The organism is Sphingomonas arabinosi, from assembly GCF_036663715.1.
Classification (GTDB): domain Bacteria; phylum Pseudomonadota; class Alphaproteobacteria; order Sphingomonadales; family Sphingomonadaceae; genus Sphingomonas.
The window spans coordinates 444,792-466,678 of the sequence record NZ_JAXOJN010000003.1; the positions used below are offsets into that span (position 1 = coordinate 444,792).

The 21,887-nt window shown below is 58.2% G+C and carries 18 protein-coding genes; 5 read left to right on the plus strand and 13 right to left on the minus strand.

Translation table 11 applies throughout. The features are described from left to right. Positions 1 to 335: 335 nt before the first annotated feature. Together U1708_RS07640 and U1708_RS07645 are read right to left on the minus strand one after the other, a co-directional pair. Positions 336 to 1,127 (minus strand): class I SAM-dependent methyltransferase, encoded by a 792-nt coding sequence (locus U1708_RS07640; protein ID WP_332744321.1) that lies wholly within the window; start codon positions 1,125 to 1,127, stop codon positions 336 to 338. Between the two features lie 44 nt (positions 1,128 to 1,171). After that, entirely contained in the window at positions 1,172 to 2,797 is a 1,626-nt protein-coding gene (locus U1708_RS07645; RefSeq protein ID WP_332744323.1) for an FkbM family methyltransferase, read from the minus strand. A gap of 391 nt (positions 2,798 to 3,188) precedes the next feature. Here U1708_RS07645 and U1708_RS07650 point away from each other — a divergent pair, with 391 nt between their 5' ends. Next, positions 3,189 to 5,822 carry a S9 family peptidase gene (locus U1708_RS07650; protein ID WP_332744325.1) on the plus strand — a complete coding sequence of 878 codons (2,634 nt, stop codon included), beginning with the start codon at positions 3,189 to 3,191 and terminating at the stop codon, positions 5,820 to 5,822. A gap of 432 nt (positions 5,823 to 6,254) precedes the next feature. Here U1708_RS07650 and U1708_RS07655 read toward each other — a convergent pair whose 3' ends face one another. The 7 genes from U1708_RS07655 to U1708_RS07685 all read right to left on the minus strand — a co-directional run bounded on the left by U1708_RS07655 (position 6,255) and on the right by U1708_RS07685 (position 12,687). Beyond that, entirely contained in the window at positions 6,255 to 7,460 is a 1,206-nt protein-coding gene (locus tag U1708_RS07655; protein ID WP_332744327.1) for a hypothetical protein, read from the minus strand. A gap of 315 nt (positions 7,461 to 7,775) precedes the next feature. Then, positions 7,776 to 7,934, minus strand: coding sequence for a hypothetical protein (locus U1708_RS07660; protein WP_332744329.1), 159 nt, complete (start codon positions 7,932 to 7,934; stop codon positions 7,776 to 7,778). A 472-nt stretch (positions 7,935 to 8,406) separates the two neighbouring features. After that, entirely contained in the window at positions 8,407 to 9,819 is a 1,413-nt protein-coding gene (locus tag U1708_RS07665; protein WP_332744331.1) for a hypothetical protein, read from the minus strand. A gap of 6 nt (positions 9,820 to 9,825) precedes the next feature. Beyond that, a complete protein-coding gene (locus U1708_RS07670) occupies positions 9,826 to 10,851 on the minus strand; it encodes a hypothetical protein (protein WP_332744333.1) in 1,026 nt (341 codons plus the stop codon). Between the two features lie 303 nt (positions 10,852 to 11,154). Then, entirely contained in the window at positions 11,155 to 11,313 is a 159-nt protein-coding gene (locus U1708_RS07675) for a hypothetical protein (protein ID WP_332744335.1), read from the minus strand. A 254-nt stretch (positions 11,314 to 11,567) separates the two neighbouring features. Continuing rightward, entirely contained in the window at positions 11,568 to 11,831 is a 264-nt protein-coding gene (locus tag U1708_RS07680) for a DUF3892 domain-containing protein (protein ID WP_332744337.1), read from the minus strand. 658 nt (positions 11,832 to 12,489) lie between these two features. Then, positions 12,490 to 12,687: a hypothetical protein gene (locus U1708_RS07685; protein WP_332744339.1), complete on the minus strand. Its 198-nt coding sequence runs from the start codon at positions 12,685 to 12,687 to the stop codon at positions 12,490 to 12,492. Between the two features lie 26 nt (positions 12,688 to 12,713). Here U1708_RS07685 and U1708_RS07690 point away from each other — a divergent pair, with 26 nt between their 5' ends. Then, the gene (locus U1708_RS07690; RefSeq protein ID WP_332744341.1) at positions 12,714 to 13,439 is read left to right on the plus strand and encodes a S24 family peptidase; all 726 of its coding nucleotides are present in this window, start codon (positions 12,714 to 12,716) and stop codon (positions 13,437 to 13,439) included. A 502-nt stretch (positions 13,440 to 13,941) separates the two neighbouring features. Here U1708_RS07690 and U1708_RS07695 read toward each other — a convergent pair. After that, on the minus strand, positions 13,942 to 14,652 hold the full coding sequence (locus tag U1708_RS07695) for a hypothetical protein (RefSeq protein WP_332744343.1): 711 nt from the start codon (positions 14,650 to 14,652) through the stop codon (positions 13,942 to 13,944). Positions 14,653 to 15,362: 710 nt separating this feature from the next. Next, the gene (locus U1708_RS07700; protein WP_332744345.1) at positions 15,363 to 15,818 is read right to left on the minus strand and encodes a hypothetical protein; all 456 of its coding nucleotides are present in this window, start codon (positions 15,816 to 15,818) and stop codon (positions 15,363 to 15,365) included. Between the two features lie 326 nt (positions 15,819 to 16,144). On the opposite strand from U1708_RS07700, the gene U1708_RS07705 reads away from it, so the two are divergent. The 3 genes from U1708_RS07705 (at position 16,145) to U1708_RS07715 (ending at position 19,196) form a co-directional block, all read left to right on the plus strand. Next, complete coding sequence (locus U1708_RS07705) at positions 16,145 to 17,437, plus strand: radical SAM/SPASM domain-containing protein (RefSeq protein WP_332744347.1); 1,293 nt, start codon at positions 16,145 to 16,147, stop codon at positions 17,435 to 17,437. Positions 17,438 to 17,658: 221 nt separating this feature from the next. Further along, positions 17,659 to 18,627, plus strand: coding sequence for a hypothetical protein (locus U1708_RS07710; RefSeq protein WP_332744349.1), 969 nt, complete (start codon positions 17,659 to 17,661; stop codon positions 18,625 to 18,627). 5 nt (positions 18,628 to 18,632) lie between these two features. Beyond that, a complete protein-coding gene (locus tag U1708_RS07715) occupies positions 18,633 to 19,196 on the plus strand; it encodes a GNAT family N-acetyltransferase (RefSeq protein ID WP_332744575.1) in 564 nt (187 codons plus the stop codon). Here U1708_RS07715 and U1708_RS07720 read toward each other — a convergent pair. Both U1708_RS07720 and U1708_RS07725 read right to left on the minus strand, forming a co-directional pair. After that, positions 19,163 to 20,287, minus strand: a complete 1,125-nt coding sequence (locus U1708_RS07720; RefSeq protein WP_332744351.1) for an MvdC/MvdD family ATP grasp protein — start codon at positions 20,285 to 20,287, stop codon at positions 19,163 to 19,165. The genes U1708_RS07715 and U1708_RS07720 overlap by 34 nt on opposite strands. 535 nt (positions 20,288 to 20,822) lie before the next feature. Continuing rightward, positions 20,823 to 21,818: a DUF6624 domain-containing protein gene (locus tag U1708_RS07725; RefSeq protein ID WP_332744577.1), complete on the minus strand. Its 996-nt coding sequence runs from the start codon at positions 21,816 to 21,818 to the stop codon at positions 20,823 to 20,825. Between the last annotated feature and the right edge of the window lie 69 nt (positions 21,819 to 21,887).

Below are 21,887 nucleotides of genomic sequence, written 5' to 3' on the forward strand. Positions count from 1 at the left end.
TCACGCTCAATTGTTCGCCCTCCACTTTGCCGCTGAGTGCGAGTTGCGTCGCTAGCGTCTGAAGCGTTCAGGAGATAGGCGCGAGACGACGCGTTGGTAAGCTCAGGGTAATTAGAGCTAATGTGCCCAGACGTAGCGCCATCGACGTGACTGCCCCCCAATTATCCAGACGGAACCCGCGCATAAACCGAGAGCATCCTAGGCCAAGCTTACCGACAAGCTCCGGCAGATCGCTTAAACGGGCGCCCGGTGCAGTTCAGCCAGGGCTTTTCCAACACCTGCCCCGATCAAGGCCGACTCGGACCGTCAATACTCAGGCGGCTTCCATAGGGACATCAAACAGGCCGCATCAGGACGTAGATGTCGCCATTGCTTCGCTGACACAACGCTTGGTTCGCGTTGACGACCTCGTCCCTGTCCTGTTCGAGTGCAGCACTGGGTTGATCCATGAGATGGAAGGTCCAACTCCAAACGGTGGACCATCCAGCGGTCAACGCGTCGGCTGCGAACGACGCTGGGTCTATCAGGCGGACCGGTAGATATCCGGGGCGCCCACCCGTTTCCGCGAAGCGATCGAATCCTTGCCGGTCGATCGGCTCGAATGCATGAGCGCCGTCCTCCATCTGAGCGATCCCGCACGACTCTTGGCCGACGGGCGACCGACTGTAGGACATGATGAGAAACGTCTCCGGTGCCGCTATCCTTCTGAACGTCTTCAGGATCTCACGGACAAGGGACGTAGAGACGTGCTGCACGACGTGGTTGCAGACGATCAACTGGTATGGCCCGCCGTCCACATCGCTTATCGGCACGTTGTCGAAGCGGGCATGCGTCGGCGACGGCAGGACGCGCGCGCTAGCTTTCGCCAGACGACCTTGATCGGGGTCGAGCGCAGTTATTCGCTCGGCAAACCCGGCAATCCACGGCAGCGCCCTGCCTTCGCCGCAGCCTGCGTCCAACGCCCGAACCGTGTCACGTGGAGCAAGTAGACCGCCGATCTCATTACCCAGCCGGTGAAGTGCCTTTCGTTCACTTTCATCCCAATAGCCTTGATAGGGTTCTTGATCCTGGATGAACGTAAGAAGGATTTTGTCGTTTTCGTCTGGGTAGCTGTAGAGATCGGTCATTTGTCATCCCGCAGGCAGAAGTCGATAACGGCAAGCTTCCGCGTTCAGGCGGTAAGGATCAACGGATTTCGCTCTGGGTCCTTCAAATCCGAAGTGAGGAAGGCTTCCCGAAATCTCGCCTCGGAAGCGAGAAACGCGATGGCGTCCGGCCTCGACCAACATACGCTGTATCCGCTGCGATCGAATAGATCGCTTAAGATGAGTTCATCTTCCTCGCTCACGTGCTCACATTCGAAAATGATCAAGGTCGGCTTCAGCTGGGCCAGATCGAAACCTTCCAGAACCTCACGCTCGGCACCCTCCACGTCGATGACGACGAGGTCAACCGAGTCCGGCAGCTTACCACGGACCACGTCGCTTCCGCGAAACACGGGTACACTGAGCGCGCGAATATCCTGCTGCGCGACGCCATGCCTCATCAGGTGTTCGGCTGAGAAGGACGCCAAGCCTTTCAACCACTCGGGGTGCGCTTCTCGGTCCGGGTCATCAGTTCCTGCACGATGAAAGAAGTACATTGTTCTTTCCCCTGGTCCGTCGCCGATGGCACCCGCGACTGCTTCCACCTTCGGAAACTGGGCATAGCGTCGTTCGAGCAGATCGAAATATTCCGGGATGGGCTCCACGACGACTCCGCGCCAGCGATCGGTGATGAAAGGGGCAATTGGGTCGAGGAATGTCCCATCGTTCGCCCCCACTTGAACAAAGGTTACGTGCCCGCCGCATGACTCATTCAGAAGATCGATCGCCCTGGCTGCAGCGCTAGGATCGAACGTCTCCAGAGCAGCCACCCGCGCTGCCAAATCATCCCTGATCAAATTTAGGGCTTCGTCGACAGCAAGCGGATGATTCGACGCTCGTGCGGCTTCTAACGTCACGATCTTCAGATATCCGCCGGGTTCCTCGGGCGCGCCTTCGGTGCATACGACATCGCTCTGCTCGTCGGACAATCTGCTTTGGGCTGCTTCGGCCCGGCTGCGATCGTGATGCGATCCTGATGACAAGTGACGGTGCCACATGTCGTGAAGGTCACAGAGGTCGCACGCTAGTTCTCCACTGACCAGCTTTGGAGCGATCGATTTCAGCCCGTTCTCGACGGCGGCGTCGAGTTGCATGAGGGCGTTATTCATGAAGATGCGGGCTTCGAAGCGCTCACCGCCGTCCTTCGGGGCGTCGGAGAATGGAATGCCCAGTAGTCGACAAGCCTGTTGTGACCGTTGATCGTGTGCGCTCGCGAATTGGGAGACTCGGCTTACCGAGGACTTACCCCAATCGTTTTGATGGTCGACATGGAGCATCGACGTTGCCATTTCGCCGGGCTCAAGGACTACAAGCTCACCAATCCCTACATGATTTCCTGCAAACGCCATCAGCGAAGCCGATTTCGCGGTCGCACTGGTTAAATAGCCCTTGGTTCCGGGAAACAAATCTTCGTATCCGATTAATTCCAAGCAAAAGGCAAATCTTTCGCCAAATAACGGGAATACTCCCTCTCGAACAAGTTCGGCCAAATCCCCATAACTCTCGCTGTCTCGCCGGTGCGTCAGCAATATTATGAATATTCGTTCGATGCCCAAATCATGGCACATTAGCCGGAAGCTACGCGCGGTAAAAACCAGTTGAGGAATATCTCCAGCGAACATAGTGATAACACATGTCATCCGCGCGGCCATACTTACCGATCCTCTTGCAATCGAAGAAACATCGAGGTCGATCCTCTATTCGCATCTGAGGCATTGAGCCGCTAAGTGGCGCAGGTTACATAGGCTCGTGCGCAGTGACAAGACTAATGCTACTTGGCGGATTAGGGCGGAACGGGTCTGGTTGCAGGAGGTGGCTAGGGACTTTTCATATGCCTTCTCCCACCGGCCGAAGGTTTCGTCCGAAATGCCTATCCGGCGAATGACTTCGGCGATTTGCCGTGCCCGTCTTAAACCGGTCCGGCACTCAGGCGTTGTACTCCTCTGTGCCGCCCGACATCTTCATGGTCCAACACTTCGCGCGTAGGCTTCAAACCGTCGGAAATTTAGCCCATATGACAGGAAGAAATTAGGAGATTCATTTTTGACCTTTCTCCGGCATCGGATCGCAATCGCGTTTCTGTTCTCCACGCCGACGGGCGAGTTGGTGCACTCGGCCAGCGCTCAACCCACGGTCGTGAACAAACATCCGTTGACGATGGGTGACGTGCTCGATCAGGAATCCCTGGAAAGAGCGACGCTGTCCCCGGATGGCGAGTGGGTCGCCGCAGTCATCCGCCGCAAGCCGAGCAGCGGCGAGGTATACGGACGCGCGTCGTACGACGTGGATCCGTCCCGAACAGACGTTTGGCTCATCTCCACCAAGACGGGCGCGCGAAACGCCATAACAAAGGGCGCGTCGAAGGCAGCGGGTTTCTGGTGCGCAACCTGGTCACCCGACGGCCGGCGCCTCGCGATGCTGTCGACGCTTTCGAAGGGGCGCGAGCCCCGCGGTGGTGATAACGTCCGATTGTATGTCTGGGAGCGCGAGACACGCACGCTTAAGCGAATGAGCGAAGACGGCGTGATGACGCAGACCCGCTACGGCAGTGCGCTGGACAAACTCGATCTGCGCGGCGGCGCTGATCGTGGAACCGTGGCACATGCGTGCAGCACCGGCATCGTCGCCGAAAATGCGCCATTTCTTTGGTTGGATGACTATCGCCTATTGGTAACGATGATGCCCAAGGGAGAAGTCGCTGCGGCGATAGACAACTACGTGCGTCCCTTCCGGATCGCTGAACGTGATGCCTCCCGCTTGCGCCAAGGCGACGAACCAACCGCCAGCGTGGTGACGAGCGGATCCGCTTCCGCGCCGGAAGGGGACTCGCGACGTCAGGCGACACTCCGAGTGATCGAAGTGCCAAGCCGTCGCGAGCGTGTTGTTGCCCGAGTACCGGCCTATCCATTCCACGGCAGCCTGACCGCTTCGGTGTCACCTGATGGCGACCGGTTGGCTATACTCGCTTCCACCGGTGCCTTGCGGCCGCAGGACGGACGCCGGACTCCCAACGCTTTTTCCGACGACTGGCTCGTGGAACGACAGCTCGGCTTCGTTGACTTGGCGGGGGGTACGCAACCGCGTTGGACGGTCATGCCTCCTGCGGCGCGTTACCCACTGGCTCTCTATGGCTGGTCTCCGAATGGCCGTTCGGTCGTACTCCGTGCGCGACACGACGGCCTGTCTCCCGTCGCTCCGCTGTTCATCGCCGACTCCGATCGCGACATCGTCCTGCCTATCGGGTCGGCTCCCCCCAAGAAGACAGACGCGCTCGGGGATGGGCCACGCCCCCCCGCGCCGATGTGGGTGGACGACACGCACCTCGTCCTGCGCACGAAGGCCGGGGAATGGATAGCCCTTGGCCGTGACGGATCGGAAACCTCCATCGCAGAGCCGTCCGCCAACGCTCGACCAAAAAAGCTAGTTCGCGCTGGCGACGGATCGCTCATAGGGTTCGCTGGCAGTACGATGGTGAAGTTGGACTCTGGGAAAATGGCGTTTCTACCCGTCCGTGATGTAGGCGGAGAGGCGGCGTTCCAGATGCCGGACGACGACGACAGGGCGTCCGCCACACGTCTGACGTCCCTGCGTCGACGGGACAACACGCAAGTGCTGGCCAGCATGAACACGACTACCGGGATCACCAGCCCAACAATCCCCGCGCTGGGGGGGGAGATCATCGATGCCCGACTTGATACGGGAACGATCATATACGCCCCGACCGTAGGTGCAGGTGCCACATTGGATCGCGCAAACCTCGCGGGCGCCCCGCCTTTGCGGCTACTGGCCCTCAACCCCGATCTTAATAAGGTGGCATGGGGTGAAACGCGCCTGATCAATTATAAGGGTGTCGACGGCGTCGAACTGAACGGCGCCGTCATACTCCCGCCGGGGTTCTCGGCCGATCATCGTTATCCGACGCTAGTCTGGGTCTACGCCGGCCATCAGGTGCCGTCGTCTCTCGACGACGAATACATGATTTCTCCATCGATGCCGGGTATCTACAACCTCCATCTGTACGCGGCGAAGGGTTATGTCGTCCTTGTCCCGTCGATCCCGCTTAGCGGACGCGGCAAGCGAAGCGACGTCTACGGTCAGATTCCCGGCAGCGTCCTCCCCGCGATCGACAGGCTTATTGCGCTCGGTATTGCCGATCCCGATCGTCTGGGCGTGTTTGGGCAGAGCTACGGAGGTTACAGCGTGTATTCGCTGGTTGGCCAGACTGACCGGTTCAGGGCCGCGGTTGCCATTGCGGGGGATACGGATCTGGCCGCGAGCTTCGGAGAATTCGATCCCACCTCGCGCGGTTACGCTGGCATAGAGCACGAGAAGTCGGACAACTGGTTGATGACTGACCAATTCGGCTTGCCAGCCCCCCCCTGGCAGGATGCCGAGGGATACGCCCGCAACTCGCCCATCCGATATGTCGAACGCGTGCATACGCCGTTGCTCATGATCCATGGCGATCTGGACATCCGCAGCGCCCCAACCCAAGCCGAGATGTTCTTCTATGGGCTATACTCCCAAGGTAAAACGGCGGAACTCGTTCGCTACGGCGGTGAAAGTCACAGCCTTGCGCAGTCACCGGCGAATGTTCGCGACGTCTTCAATCGCGTCATGGCGTGGTTCAATCGCTATCTTCCGAAGAAACCGACGGTCGCCCGCTCCTCGCCATGACCTTGGTCTGATTTGACATATGATTACGGGATAATGACGGCTGATCCATGGCCTGGCGTACATACGTTGGACGAACCAGAGGGGGAAGCGGTACTGATCGAGATAGGCCAAGGGTGGGTGGGCACGCCGCTGCCGCATGCCAACGAAGTTGAGCCGGGCCAGACGATATAGGGCAAATCGAAGAATCGAAGACAGAGCAAGATCGGCCTGCAGCGTATCCTATCCCGGCTGGAGGCACTCACATCCCGGTCCGCCAGAATCCTCGCGCCCTTACCGCACCGTGCCGGCAGTCTGCCAAGGGTCGGGTACAGCCTCCCATCGCACTTGAATCGGTGTGCGACTTTGCCCGACATTGGCGTTCAAGATCGTCCTACCCGAACCATGCCTCGAAGCGGACGCGTTGACCGCATCTCATACAGGAGACCTGTAAATCTACGTCATGTATCTCCGCAGCACTGCCTCGACCTTGTAGATCGACCATAGCTTGACTGCATGTCTCGCCGTGTAGTCGGTGAAGAGACCCCAACGAATCTCCTTGAGGTAGGAAGCGACGTCGACGATCCCAAGATCAGCCAGCAAAGCACCGGCGAGGTCCTTTTCGTAGTCGACCTCATAGATCTCCGACATCATTCTTCCTCCGCAATGCTCTCGGTAGGGAGGAAATATGAAGCCGTCCGAGAAACCGCTCCTCGCCAAGAATAGCGTATTGAGCGCTCGGCCCTCTCTCATTTCCTGCGGAAGCGCCCGGCAGTAGTCTACGACACTCTGACTGGTCAGCGGGTTGATCGGCCAGATGCCACGACGCATAAAAAGATCGGCTCGTCCTGCGGCCGCGACTGAAGCCGATGTGGCGATACTCCCGGGCAGTTCGTCCTTGTCGGCCCGGAACGTATCGGTCATCGTGAGCTCATCCCCACCGATGCCGGTCAGCGCCACATCGAACGGACCGCAAGGGTGTCCGTCCAACATGGTGGCGCACGACGTCCGGTGGTTGTCGTCCAAAGTGGTTACGCGATTCTCTGGAATTTCGAGGGCAGCGATGGGCCCTGGGATGTTGACGTAGTCGAGTTCCTGATCATTGGCACCTAAGATATCGAGCAGTTCTCTGCGACGCTCACGCTGCTGACGTCCGGCAGCCCCTTGCTGGATCACGCTGTAGGAGGACCAATCGTCCCTGAGGGATCTGACCGCCAGACCCACGCAGGTCGAGTCGTAGCCTCCGCTGAGTTCCATGACTGGGCTGCGAGCCGCGGCAACCGCAACTGCCGAGCTCTCACGGATCAACGAGGCGAAAGCGTCCGTGGCTCTGGCGGACACCCGCAATGTGCCGGGAACTACAATGCCGGAGACCGGGCATTCGAGGAAGCGAACACCCGCTTCGTCGAATACGACCGCTTCGCCTGCCCAAAGACTTTGAATCCCTTGGAATACCGTACCCCTGACGCGACGGCGGCCGACTTCAATGTAGTCTTTGATGAAGCCGCTGTCAGGAACCAGAACCTTCGCACCGGACACAGCGCGCTCGTATCGCCAGGATACCGTTAACGTGTCGTCTGAGTAGCTGGCGTAGAGGGGTGTTCGACTGCCATTCGTGCGCACGACCGTGATGCGAGGCTTTCCTTGTTCGTGTTCGAACACGATCTTGACGCCCTCCAAGTCGGAGGAGCTGCCATGCTTCCGATGGACCTCGGTGCTGCTACGAACCTGCGGGTAAGGGTCACTGCCCTCACCGGCCCAAACCCAGGTGACCCCGGCATCTAACCCCGTATCAATTGACAGATGCCTGGCGGCGAATACCTCGACAGTGCTGCTACCGGTATTGCATACTAGTCCATGGACGCGCGGCTGACTGCCAACGTCGCCTAGCGAAAGTCGTGCGTCTATCATGAGCGGTAAATGGGAGGCCGCGATACGACACGACCTCCCGGAATCTGAATGTGCCGCTTCACTCGGTCACTCGTCCTTGGCGAAGTAGTCCTTACCGAAATCGCCCTTCGCTGCAGCTTTGGCGGCGGTGGCACTACCGGTGACCTCTGCGATTTCGGTTGCTGATAGGGTGCGGATCCGTTGTCCGAATACCGCATTCTTCGTGTTGTCCTGACCATCTTGCATCATGACTCTCCGTGCCCGGTATGGGCGGCCTTATCTTTGCAAATCAAATCCATCGATGCAACAGTGATTGGAGAGGTCGTCGGCTACGTATTGGTCCTCGTGGTCGAAAATCGCTTCGGCTCAGTCGACCTTCTGCCAAAACTCATCGAACCGACTCGCTACAACGGTGGCGCGCACGACATCGGTAGGATCAGACGCTTTGAAAACCGATCGCAAGGACATGGATGTCGATAATTTCGTGATTCTTCGGACGAGCTTAATGCTCAATTTCATCGTGGTGCGTCACGGACAGCATAAGGAACTGACCACCTTCTCGTTACGCTCAAGAAATCGGTCTGTTCCTGAACATTATAGTCAGCAGCTTGAGATTAACAAACATATGGCACAGTACGACTATGTTGGCGCCCGCTATACGAGACGCGATCGCATCAACCGAGGCAGCGTCCCACGAGCGGTCACAGGGAAACCCACTTCACAACTGTGCCTCCAGCTTACCCAGAAGCACGGATACCACGTGTTCGTATCTCTGCTCGTGACCAGTCGCCGCGACGATTCCGTGAAGCTCGCTACGTAGCGCCTCGCGAGTGACCGGACCTTGCCTCACTCCGCCTTCCTCTTCTTTTGAGCAACGATCCGGAAAGTTTCTGGTCAAGGTTCGGGCAAGTGGTTCAAGTGACGAAGGCCTATCCTTGGACCATATGCTTTTCAATCCGGAACCGAGGCCGCACTCGACGCGAAAGTTGCTGGGAAGCAGGTCCACTCTCAGTCGGGTTGCTGTGCGATGATGATGCATGTAATCTGAATATATTTGCTTGAAAAGTTTGCCACTGGACTCAATTGAGTCGAAGCGGTGACCTAAGCCGATCGAGGATAACGCGTGTCTAACGATGCCGACCCTATAGGCTTCTTCGACCGCCTCGATCACTTCGTCGTGGAACGCGCTGTAGAGTCCGGCGTCGAACGCTGCCGCCATCACCGAAAGGCTGTTGAGAGACTGCATGAGCTTAGCTCTATCACAAAGCAACGTGACGCTTGGTGAGACGACGAAATTTGCAACTCCAGGGAGTATCGAACTGGCCCCGAAGTCCAGTATCCGACCATCGATATCGATGTTTGAAGCTGTTGCGCCAAGTGCCAGGCCTCTGACGTGGGCAAAGGCCAACTGCTCGGACCAACGGGAATAGCACGTTACCAAACGGCTCCTCAACCCTTCTCCACCGAAATGATCCGAAGCCGAAACGAAGTTGTGATGGACGCGCCTCACATCGAGTCTCGTCTCGTTGAGTAATGACGGACGATACTGGTATGCACGTTGGAAGTGAGCGGGCCGGAGAGGAAACGGTCGCACGATCAGAACCCGTCTCTGCGTTTCCGACGCTCCATCGCGAAAGTGCCAGGTTTGGTCTTCGCCGGTATCGATGATCGCAGAAACTGGAACGGCGCCGTGAGGAAGGATCTTCCGAAATAGCTGGGAGAATAGCGCCTCCCGCAATGCCTCCTCCAAGTATGCACCTCCGCCGCTGTGATTGGGCGAAGCCCCCTTCCCGATCAGCGGTGTTGGTCCAACGCCTTTGATGCTGAGGCCATTCAGAACGACGGCCCGACCGCTCCCACCATTCACCCCGATGCCACCGCCGCCGTACCGGTCGGCCCATCCCGTAACCGAGTCGGTGTCGGACGAGGATATGGAATATGAGGCCGCCGCCAATAAGTTCGCCTCCTCGGCTTCGCTACTCGGTCTAGCTGTAGGAGAGCGCGGCGCATCCCTCGTGGCATGATTGTCGACCCAGAGCATTTTCGCCTTTGAAAGTGCTGTGAGCCGCACAGCCTTCGAGGAAGGCTCGCTGGACACAATCGAAGCCAGCTTTCTTTGGTAGACCGCCACTTGGGTTCACTCCTCCACTCTGGAGATTCTCAGGAAATTGTTGATCCGTACGTACGAGACCCTCCAACCGCGCCGCTCGTATTGCGTGCGGATCATCTCCTCGAATTCATTGAAGAGGGGAAGGGGAACTACTGCGTCAGGCTCCCCCTCGTCGACAAGCCGATCCAACAACGAAATGAGTAGCTTGAAGATAGCCCGATGATTGCCGATACCGAACAGAACGATGATGTCATCGCCATTTGAGTAATCATTCAGCGTCATCGTGAGGGATGCGCCGACATCGACCGTGCTCCAGACGTCCAGATTGGAGAGGGCAAAGGCTATGCATCCTGTTTCCTCTTCGGCACCAGCAATCTGAATCTGATCGAGATTGATTAGGCTGCAGACCAAGGGAAACGATCGCGAGATGTCCAACCCTTGTGAAACGCCTTCGTCTTCGAAAAGGCGCATGACCGTGCATGCCTTCGCCGTTAGCTCGAACAGGGCGAGCGAACTTCGGATCGCCTCCTCGACGTAGCAACGGTTTTCAGCGGCAAACCTGTCGTGAACGTATGACGTTGGCCAACGGCGACGGAGCAACTCGGGAAGACCGTAGGTCCTGTACGTCTTGGGACGACCGGGTCTGTACAATGTAACGTTGGTCGCGTTCGTGCAGGACAGATAGAGCGCCACCGTTTGACTGAATGATCCCTCTGTGAAGCAGGAATCGACGATGAAGGCGGACCCACAAGCGGCATCTTCCGCCATCCAGATGGAGGGCTCGCAGGCGCCGTCCCCGAGGTCGCACCAGGCGGACACTATGTAGCTGACTGCTCTTCCATATACGTCGACGTAGACCTTCAGACAGTTGCATGCTTCGGCATCGGAAAAGAGCTCGAGGAACGGGCGGTGCTGCACCCCCACCTTCGCAGTGGAGGCGCTTGCGAGGGCGATTGCCATGCTGACCTTGTCGGGCAGGCCCCCATCGCTCGATCGCGCAAGATCGGCATCTGAGCGGACGAGAACTAGATACTCTTCCAAGGTGTATAGCATGACGCCCCCTATGCCGCTTCTAGGCGACTGATCTCCCTAGGTCTAATCGACGGCTCGTCCCAGGTCATCCAAGCGCGAAAAGCGCGTCACCATGCCCGACTCGAATGACGAGCGGTTTCATGGCGGCGGTGGTAGCGCCCAAGACACGGGCATTCTGTTGTCGAGTGCTGCTGAGGCTTCGATCTGCAAGCTACCAATCGTAAGAACCGCCGGGCCACTGAATCTACCTCCACACGGGTCGAAAGTCTGGGAGGACAAGGGGTTGGCCACTGTCCTCCGGGAATTAGATCATTGAAACTACGTCTACCGATTGGGCCAGATTGCTTCCTGGCTGGCCAGCCGGTCGTCCGCAATCGTCTCGAACGTCGCGGCCACAAGAGCCACCTGTGCTAGCAACTGGCGCTCCTTGGTGATCAACGCGTTGGTCCCGTCCAGCAATAGAATGGCGACTTTCTCTCGCATGCCAGGCGCCTGGGAGAACGTCGTACCCGGCTGCGATCCGAGCCGGACGAATCATTGGTCGTTCGATTCCTCGCAGCGGAACTGTTGGAGATGTGCTAGCATCTGTACATGTGGGGAGATGCGGTCGAGCTCGTTGAGCCGGTGGAACTCTTAGCGATGTTGCTCGGCCAGCGGCGGGATGACTTTCCCGCATTGCCTAAAGAGCAGGCAACGCGGAAGACCGGGCCAGAGCATTGCTCTGACCCTATCGCCCGTCAGCAACCCGGCAGATCGTCGAGGTTGTTGCAGGTCGTCGTGTCCCGGTCCGTCCTCAGATATTTGCCGGTCGAACCACTCACGACCTTGATCTTCGTCTCAGGCGCGTTGGTCCAGTTCACCCAGTACTCGTGCGTACCGGCATGGATGTCCGCGATGGCGTCGGCCTTACTCCGAGACGACCAGAATTCGCCGAAGTGGCGGAGCTTCGCTATTTCACCCTGCGTGTTCTTGACGGTGGCCTGGACGCAACGTTTAGCCATGATCAGTTCTCATTGAGTGTAGTGTGCGGGCTGACTCGCCCATGCGAGGTGTTGACGTATCGGTCGGATATGGCGCTTCGGTAGTGGGGCCGGAACCACCCCCGGATCTCGGGCTCTCATGCACGGTAGTGCACGGACTTGCGGCGCCATGCTTGCCGGTGACGTATCGCCCGCTGATCGCGCTGCGGTAGCCGCTCATTTCTTCCTCCATCGGTTCGGCGACTCGATCCGGCCGCGAACGACGTTGGGGATCGGCTTGGCGACCGATCGTGTCGCATCGATGGATCCACTACTTCTATCGTTTGGGTGCGGTGGGAGCTTCCTGCCCTGCCTGTCGAAACTCAAGGAAGGATCGCTCCTCCTGCACATGCCGCGTCCGGGTAGCTTAAAGCGGATGGGATAATGCAGTGCGGACCATGTCCGGGCCTATTCAACCGTCTGTCGATCGACATCCTCGACCGCGGTTCTCGGTCTGAAGGTACCTAGTACCCCCACCAATCCGGTGGTTATGCCGCCGAAGCCCAACGCTTCCGCGTATCGACCGGCCCAAGCCAGGATCGCAGCTACCGTTGCGAGGTAGCAAATCGCCGCCACGAGTACGCAGAATGCGATCAGGCCGCTGCGTCCACCAACGATTGCGTGGCGCCGTTCAGGCCGGTCAGCGTCGTTCATGGGGAGTCTCGTGTTCGGCCCTGTCCAAGTACTCTGCCACCCGCTGGACCGTCTTCGAACGCGGCTGCCGGCCATCCCGAAGATCGAACACGAAGCGTGGGTCGCCAACGGCTTCTCGCCCGAAACGCGTCGGTGGAACGCGTTCCGCCTGCAGATACTTCTCGATGCGTTGCAGCAGAAACATGTGAACCCTCCAATCTTGTTCCCTTTATGTTCCTCACGAAATCCTACTTGTCCAGACCTGAAAAAAGGAATAATCCTATTTTGATGGAACCCTCGGTCACAGTGGACGCAGAACGCGCGCGGACAGAGCTGAAGCGTCTCGTGATGCAAGGATCGACCAGCTTTGCCGCCTTGTCGAAGATGCTTGGCAGGAACGCGGCCTACCTTCAGCAATACGTCTCTCGTGGGTCGCCGAAGCATCTTGACGAGAATGATAGGCGCGCCCTGGCGGACTTCTTCGGAGTGGATGAACGCCTTCTCGGAAAGGGGAACGGCTTGCCCGGCATTCCGACCGCGACGGTTATGATATCCAAAATGGACGTGCGGGCATCCGCAGGGCCGGGGTCAGCCGTGACGAATGAGCGCCCGGTCGGCTCCTACATCTTCGACCGTCAATGGCTTCGGAATGTTGGTCAGCAGAATGCGGACGACCTTTCGATCATCAAGGTCAGTGGAGATTCGATGCAGCCGACTCTCGTCGATGGTGACGACATTCTCGTACGCAGAATTTCAGGGTCGGCCAGAGCCTCCGACGGGATCTTCGTACTGGATCGAGACAACGCGCTGATCGTGAAGCGACTGGCCGTCAATCCATCGTCCGGCCTCCTCACGATTTCGAGCGACAATCCGGCATATCCGACGTGGTTCGAATGTCCGTTGAGCACGGTACGCATAATCGGTCAGGTCGTATGGGTCGGCCGAAGGTTGAACTAGATCTCGGATCACACGGAACGGGGCAAACCGCACCATCAACGGACGAGGAACGAATACGATGTTGCTTACAATTCTCGCGTTGTCCGCCGGTCTATCGATCGAGTACAAATCAACGACGTTGATGAGGGGATCTTCACCTCCCTTCATCGAAACAACTTGGAAGTCGACCCCCTCGAAGCATGTGATAGACAGCGTATCGTTGGCAAGGAGGACGGCTTGGCGCTATGGACATGTCGAGTGTCGAGCACTGTTCAGGACGGGTAGGCTATCGGATTGCCGGATAGCGAGATCCGAAAGGAAGGACGACGCCGCTGATCAGGCCGCCTTGAAGCTCGCACGGTATTTCGTCGTCGACGCGAAGGTCTTGCGGTACCACCGAAGGATCGAACTGATCAGCCTCGACATCCAATTCAAGCAGAGAGGCGTCGATGGGATGGGCGACTGCGCTCCCACGTTCTGTGCGGTTACGCCCGCTCCATCGACACCTCTTAGCTAGACCGTCTTACTCCTGCTTACCGGGGGGGACGTGAGAGTTGTAGATTGCGCTGGGATCCACGGCCTTACCCCGATAGCCCCCGGGAACGAGGCCGTGCAGATCGATGTTCAGGCCGGTCGCGACTCCATCCATGAAGTTGTTTGCGAAACGCTCCAAGTTGGTCGCGTACTCGGTGTTGTAGAACGACGAGATGCGGAGAACGGGATCCTTTTTGTGGTATCCTTGGCTTGATCGCCAGAACCCGTCGCCTGCCGCCGAAATGTGCCCGAGTTCATGCAGCATGATGCCGACGAGCCCGGAATTGCCCGGGAAGCGCTCGGCCCCATATCCGTCGGGACCTGTGATCGCCGCAAAGTTGATCTCCTCCATGTTCGGATTGCCACGAACGGCGGATCCTACGCCTTTGTTCTTGTTGTAACTCCGATCGGTGACGGTGAACTTGGTATTGTCCAAGTCCTTAAGAAGATCGCCGGCCTTTACCGTGATCTTCAAACTTTCAATAGTCACGTCTGTAGCAGGGTCGAAGCTCTTGAGGATCTCCTTCAAATCGAGCAACGCTCCGGCGAGGCGCTCCGCGGCTTCGACGACGGCAGCGTCGTTGGCTGGGTTGTCGGCAGTGGCATTGACGGCGATGGCTTGAGTCGCCGAAGCCGGAGTTCCGAAACTATCGCCAGGCATTGCCTGACCAGATCGAACGGGACCGTTCGTCTTTTTCATAGTCTCCAATTTGCTTATCTGTGGCAGGCGATACCCGATTACTACTACGTCCGACATCATGATCTCCAGGTTTTTATGGGATTATGCTTGACCGGTTCGAATTCTGGTTTCGACCAAGCAATGTCGCTATGCGAGGATATTTCCTATTTATATCCTACAATCCGCGGCCTGATCCCTTTTTGTTCTATTGGAACATCACCGGAGAGGGGAGCGGGGTGGCAAGGTCTGCACACTTTTCCAAAAGCGGCACGCAGTGAGGTTCGTCAGGCGTGAGGCGTCAAAGTGGCGGTCCGCCTGGGCCCGAGAGGGGCGCTCGTGAGGACGACTTTCATACGATCGTCAGCTTGGCGCCAGCCGTGTTGCGCAGGGTAGCGCAGGGCACATTCCAAGCAAAGAGTCCGCTCACAGGATGTTCGGGAACCAGTGCCGGTGCCTCACACTCAACGCAGCTTCACAAGCGTTGGAAGAACTCGCCAGCGACGGTCCGACACCTCCCGCACGAAACCTCTCCACCTCACCCCCGGGCAGCAAGAGCCTCTCCCAATGCGGTGGAGCGCAGACTGCGCCCAGTCGAGCCGCGCGGTCTCATTTTTCTGATATCCGGGGGTCATCTGACTGCCATTTCCCCATTAACGCGATTGGCGCGTTGGATCGCTGAATATGTTTTCGGGTCGCGTCCATCGCAAACAAGTTTTAAGGGCGTCCGGCTATCAGTCGATGATTGCCTTAACGGCGTTCACAGCCGCGGCGCCAATGGCAAGGACGTTCAAACCACCACCGCATCCTGCGTTTCCGTGCGCACCGACGCCGGATCCCGAACAGTTGCTCCCTTCCCTGAGCAAGTCCGTCCGCGTGTCGCGGACAGCACCATGCGGACCGACGTCATCTCCATCAATGGCGCCCAGACGATATCTGCCGTCGTCCCGTCTTCCACAAACGACCAGATCATCCGGCGCCCCCTTACTCGAACACGAAACCGACGCGGTTACGCCGGTCATGCTCCGATACTTCGTCATGAGGTCATTGCCCGTTTGCGCGGCTGCCGGGGTGGCAAACGCGACGAGAAATGCGATCAGCGCTCCGGAGCAGATCCTCGGTTTCTGCGATTTGCGAGCCGCTCGCTTCACAGCCGGATTGCCGCGGCCGGTGAGAGGAAAAAAGGTCAACTCAATCTCCCAGCGTCATAGGATACATGTGAAACCCTAAAGCAACGCCTCTGTCAAATCTCCCATCTAACCGAACATCCTTGTGACGATACCGCCACTTCCGTTCTATCTGCAGTCGCGATGACTGAAGATAGACCATAGTCTCTGATCTCAACGGATCGAATGACTCGCGCCGCTGGCCAGGGAGTGTTGCCGACGTGCTTGCCCACGTGTTCTCCTGCCTTGAGAAATCCAATCCGACCTTTTCAGCGGACGATATAGTCGCAGGTATACGGTCGGGAACGCTTAGACTTTCATCACAGGAAGCGTCTTCGCTTATATCTCTAATGCCGGCCAACGATGTTTTGAATGGCGCCGAGATCGTTCAGTGGCACGCATACCTGACGGATCACGCAATTTCGACGCCGATGACGGATGCAGAGTGCGAGACGTTCGTATTCACGGTCAAGCTGACCAGGCTCTGCAATCTGAGGTGCACGTACTGCAACTCATGGGCCGAGGGGCCGGGGCAGGTCATGCCATTCAGCGTCTTGCTGTCAACCATTTCCAGAGCAGTGAACACTCCCGACGCGCGTGAGGTGGAGTTCGTCTGGCACGGTGGCGAGGTTACGATACTGAATCCCAAGATCGCTTTGAAAATGATCTGGCTTCAGCAGCAGCTGCTTCGTCCCGGCCAGATCATCAGAAACTCTCTCCAGACCAATGCAGTAGCCATATCCGACGACTGGCTGGACATGATTTCATTTCTCCAGATCGGCGTCGGAGTGAGCCTTGACGGCCTGACGCTCACCGACGAACGTCTCGACAAGAGCGGACAATCGTCACGTGCGCGAGCTTTGGAGGGTATATCCCGCCTACGAGCAGCGGGAGTCAGATTCGGAGCGCTCTCGGTTATCAAGCCCGAGACGTTGTCGATTGATCCTAAAACCTTCTTCGAGGCGTACATCGATGCGGGCATCAAGGGCGTAAACCTGCTCAACGTCATACCCAGCAATGATATCGATTCCATCGAAGACCATCATGGATTCCTCCCGATCGATGACTTCATGGGTTACGCGGCTAGGTTGTTCGAAACGTGGGCGGCACGTTACTGGAACGAGATCTATGTCGACTTCTTCGTCGATCTCATGCGTCCCGTGATCGAGAAGCGTAGAAGTCCGACTTGCCTTTGGGCAGGCGACTGCACCGGTCATTTCCTTACCGTAGAGGCGAATGGCACGCTTGGTCCATGCGACAAGTTCGTGGGCGCGCCCTCGACCCGTTTCGGCAACGTAGTGCGCGACAGCGTCGAAGACATGATCGGCGGCTCGTCCTTCGTCGAGCATTGGGACGCCGATAGTCTGCGAGCCGCCGAGGACTTCGCAGACTGCCAGTGGACGGACATTTGCCACGGGGGCTGTCCCCACGACAGAATGCTCCACTTCAAAAAGTTCGGTGAACGGCGATCCGGCTGCTGCGGCCTATCGCCAGTGCTGACGGCGATCGAGACGTTCGACAGGCAACAGCCGTTCATCGCTCGCGAGATTCTACGGAGATGGTCGTCATCCGTGGAAACTTCGGAAACCCGCGACCAAGGAGGATACGACGATGCAGACGCTCTCGAACACACAAGCCGCTAAGTCCTTCGACGGACTGAAGGCACTTGCCGCTCTCGCCGCCGAACGCCAGGGCGGGTCTACTGTTGCGGCGAAGAATCCGGGTCGCCAGTGGACTTGGACCTGGCCCTTCTGAGCTTCCAGACACTGGAACCGACCCGGCGCCATGTGCCGGGTCGGCACCGATCGCGGATAGAACGTCCTTAGGGCATGCGCGAACACTCTGCCTTGATCGAGAATTAGCCATGGATGCATTGACCACCTGCACCGCCGCGTTCCGTACGAGAAGGTCGCTTGTCGACGCCTTCGAGCGCCTCGAGCGCGAAGTGAGACATCCAGCGCTCGACGGCATACGGCGCAGCCTGTTGCGCAACCCGCGGGTCTACGGCACGAGACTCGCACGCCATTCGGTGAACGAAGCGTTGGGGAGCGAGATGATCGCCCTCGTCTCGGCGTTGGTCGGCGACTCCGATCGGGATCTCGCTGACGATCTGTCGAACCATTCGAAGGACGAGGGTAGGCACGCGAAGATCTTCGCCGCTCTGGCTCGACGGCTTAAGGCCGACGGAGCGAGCGAGAAACCTGACGCGCTGCCCGGAGCGGACGAGTCTGGCGAAAGCTTCGATGGAGATGTGGCAAGCTTCATCGCGTCGACCCATGCCGCGGAGGCCAGGAACCTATTCGTTCTGACGGCATATCTGGAGGTCTGCGCCGAACTCTTGGACGTAGACGACCGCGTCGCAGTCGTGAACGCCCTGTCCAGCATACATGAGGACGAGCTTCGGCACGTTACCTACACGGGAGCATGGGTCAGCCGCTTTCTGGAGGCCGGTAGCGTTACGGAGCGATACCTCGTCGAGGCTCTCGACGCGTTCCGCTGCCGCATGTGGTGGGAAGCAGGGCTGGAGGCCGATCTTCTCGCTGCCGACGACGACGCCGCGGCCGAGCCCTACCCTGCCCGAGATCGGCGCGCTTCGGATACGGAGCCCCCGCTCGGCTCGGCAAACTTGGCTGCACAGGCGGTGGAAGCCGTTGGCCATGTCTTCCACGACAATCACGGTGTGCAACGGCTACTTGGCGATCGGCTGGCTATGGCTGACCAGTCGGGACCGAATTCTGACTTCAAATCGCCGTGGAGCACGCTTGCGCGCATCAGTCGAGCTCTTGCTGTCAGCGACGGAACCGCACACGGATCGCCGGCGATGGCGGCTTGATCAACGTGAAGGTTCGCGCCGCCGAGCCTGGCGACTTGGTCACCATCGCAGACATGGAGCGACAGACCTGGGACCCGGCGCTCGTGACGTACCGCCTTGATGAAATCCCCCCGTTCGAAGTCCGCTTTCTGGGGGCACACCACTACGTCGCCTATGACGGCGCGGACGGGGCTTTTGTCGGGTTCGGAATCATGCAGCCGTACACTGGGCAAAGATCGACTTCGCATGTCGGGGTGCTGCAGCTTGTTGGAGTGCTTCCGCAGCATCGAGGCAGAGGGTTTGGAAAGACAATCGTTCGGGCCTGCCTCGACGCAAGTTCACATCTAGGGTTCGAAAGGGTTCTGACTTACGTCATGTCCGACAACCTTGCTTCCCTTCGAATGACGCAGGCGGCGGGTTTCAAGGAGGAGGGACGTCTGCGCGGAGTTTCTCGACGACCAAGCGGCGACCAGGACAAGATCATTCTGGCATTCGACACCGGATTGGGAAATGGCAACCAGCCCAGCGGGCTCGAGGCTGCCGTCCGCCCCACCAGTTACTCGGCGGACTCCATGCGGAACGAAGCCTGATGATACATGAATGTCATCAGGTGACCGTGATGCTCGGCTTCTTCGGTCCTCATCGCCCGATCGAGAAGATCCTTGGGACAATCCGACCAGCGCAGACGCCCTTGACCTGAATATTTGAATTGGGGATCTTCGGACAGCAGAAACTGGGCCATCGCCTCGAGTTGGTTCAGATCATCGTTAATCACGTCTCCCGACAGCCACTGCCCCTGAGGATTTACTTCCAGAAAGAAGTATCGTCCCTGGTCATCAACAACGAAGTCAAAACATCCGAATACCAAGCCAAGACGATCGAGTAGCTCGAAGCACATGACTTCGATCTCCGGAGGAAGCCGATGAATCGAGTGTATCGCGTTCTTGAACATGAAACGCCAGTCGACGTCGAGATCATCCCGTCCATCAAACCGCTTCTCCCACGCGAAGACGGATCGACCCATAATCGTTGCCCTGATCTCGGCACGCTTGCGTACGTTCTCCTGAAATATTCCCGGGGCTACGGATAGGTCGCACCCGAGCAGCATCTCTCTCGATACGAGCGTCGTAGGCACCATTCTGGGGCCCCGATCGGTCTGCCAAAGCGGACTCTTGAACGGCTTGAAGACTACATTCCCCGCGCAGGCCTCGTGGAATTCATGAACGGCCTCCGGAAGGTTGCTAACCAACGTCCTCGGCAATCTCAAACCCACCTCACGCGCCACACCGAATTGGTACGGCTTCAATGCGGCGCTTCGGGTGTTGTCGTGACGGCTTACGACGAAGCGCCCGCGCTCCATCAACATGTACATGCTACGCGCAAGCGCACCGAAGTCGTCTTCGGACACTGCTTGCTCCTCCTTGTCGGTAATACGCTCCTGCGCCAGGACGACGGGCGGCCGCCGCATCCATATGGTACGTTGCCCATCGAAATCGACCACTTCCCGCGTAGAAGCATACTCGACCGACAGTTTAGACTGAAGGGGATCGAAGGACCACTTTCCGCCGTTGCAGAGATCCGCTGGATAGAAGAGGCGCACAGTGCCTCCCATTTGTTCAATCGCCCAGCGCACCGCATGCGCATGAACGTCACCTGGCAAGGTTACGATCAAAACACTCATGACGCCTCACTCGCACTAGCCATAAATCAAAAGGCCGATGCCGGCATTTGCTTGAGCATCCGGCTAGGGATGGCCGGGACGGATCGCAGCTTTCGAAGCAGTCACCCCGGCCATCCCACCAAGCTATAGTCGCCGCATAGCGCCGACCATGGGCTTAGTCACGGATGGATACGCTATGCTTCACACCGCGCGAGTCGGTGTAGGAGGTGGTGGTGAGCTCGGACCCGCCGCTCACTTCATCAAGCTCGGTCACGTCTAGTTCGCGAACCTTGGAAAGCATTTTCTGTAGAGACATAAGTAATAAATCCTATGATTTGGCAAAATTGCCAAACTAAATGTCTAAATAATTGTTGGGCTTGTCAATAGAATTAGTGCAATATACTCATATATAATATTGCGAGTAACTATTTTCCAATACTTTCAAACAAGCCAAGTATGCCTATGCTAAACAGATATTATATAAGTTAAGTTATAGATGAATAGCGACGCCATACTATCAGACTGACAGCTCTACCCGGACAGCTTATACTGATAATCATCCGTCGGTGCAGGCCCCTGCTTCCAGCCTTGCCTCCGCGAGATAGGCCGACAAGGTCCCCATGCCCGTCTCATGACGCCGGGCGTCCACCCCGACCTCGCTCTCCAACGCCATCGGTGCCAAGCGTCCATTCTGACAATTGAGCTGGGTACCGTATCGCTGCCTGCCTACGAGCTTCAGCATCACACGATCGTATAGGTAGGCATAGTTCCTAGGGGTCGCTTCCCCCGTCGAAACGAGTGGTTCGATGAGGCGAAGCGCCTGGACTTGAAAGGCGGGATCCGCGTCCGCATGCTGCACTAGGAGCCATGCGGTCCTTGCCGCGCCCTCGCCCACCTGACTACGTTTGGGCCACCCTTGAGACAGGACGACCTTCTTCAACCATGCCGTGTTCGAATGGTCCCGTACGGCAAGGGCCATGGCAAATTCGGACGTCAGGATTCCGCGCTGCTGCGGCGTAAGTGTCGATGTTCTGCCGTCGGCGCTTGGCGAGCCGTTCATCCAGGCGATACCTGCCCGAAGAGCCTGCTCCCCCACCGCCCTTGCGTTCAATGCATCGCGCAGATCGCTGGAATCTGCGGCAGAGGCTTTCTCACCCATCGAAACCGCGTTGAGGAATCCGAGCGATATCGGGCGAACCACACTGACGTCGCGCACGAAACCTGACCAGTCGTGAAGATCGAGCGGCTCGGGCAGGGTCGCGACTTGGTCGCATACGAGGCTACGATACGGGATCGCCTCGATCGCTTCGCCTGCCCGTATCCCAAGATCCTTCAATTCGGAACGCGTTTCCGCCATGTCACTTGCCCGACAACGGCTCCGCCACTTCACCATCTCTTCGTACGCGGCGATTTCAGCGGCGCTGGCTCCGTCGAAACTACCACGAAGCCACCTATAGTCGCCGGGCTCAAAACGCCCGCCGTGTACGTATGGCGCGATAACCGAGGGCGGCGGGGGGGCGGCTGCCAGCAAGGCCGGAACGAGCAACGCCATCAAGCGAGGGATTCGCCGCCCCCACTTCTTACGCAGACGCGACCCAAGTTCGGTCGAACTGATTGAGGA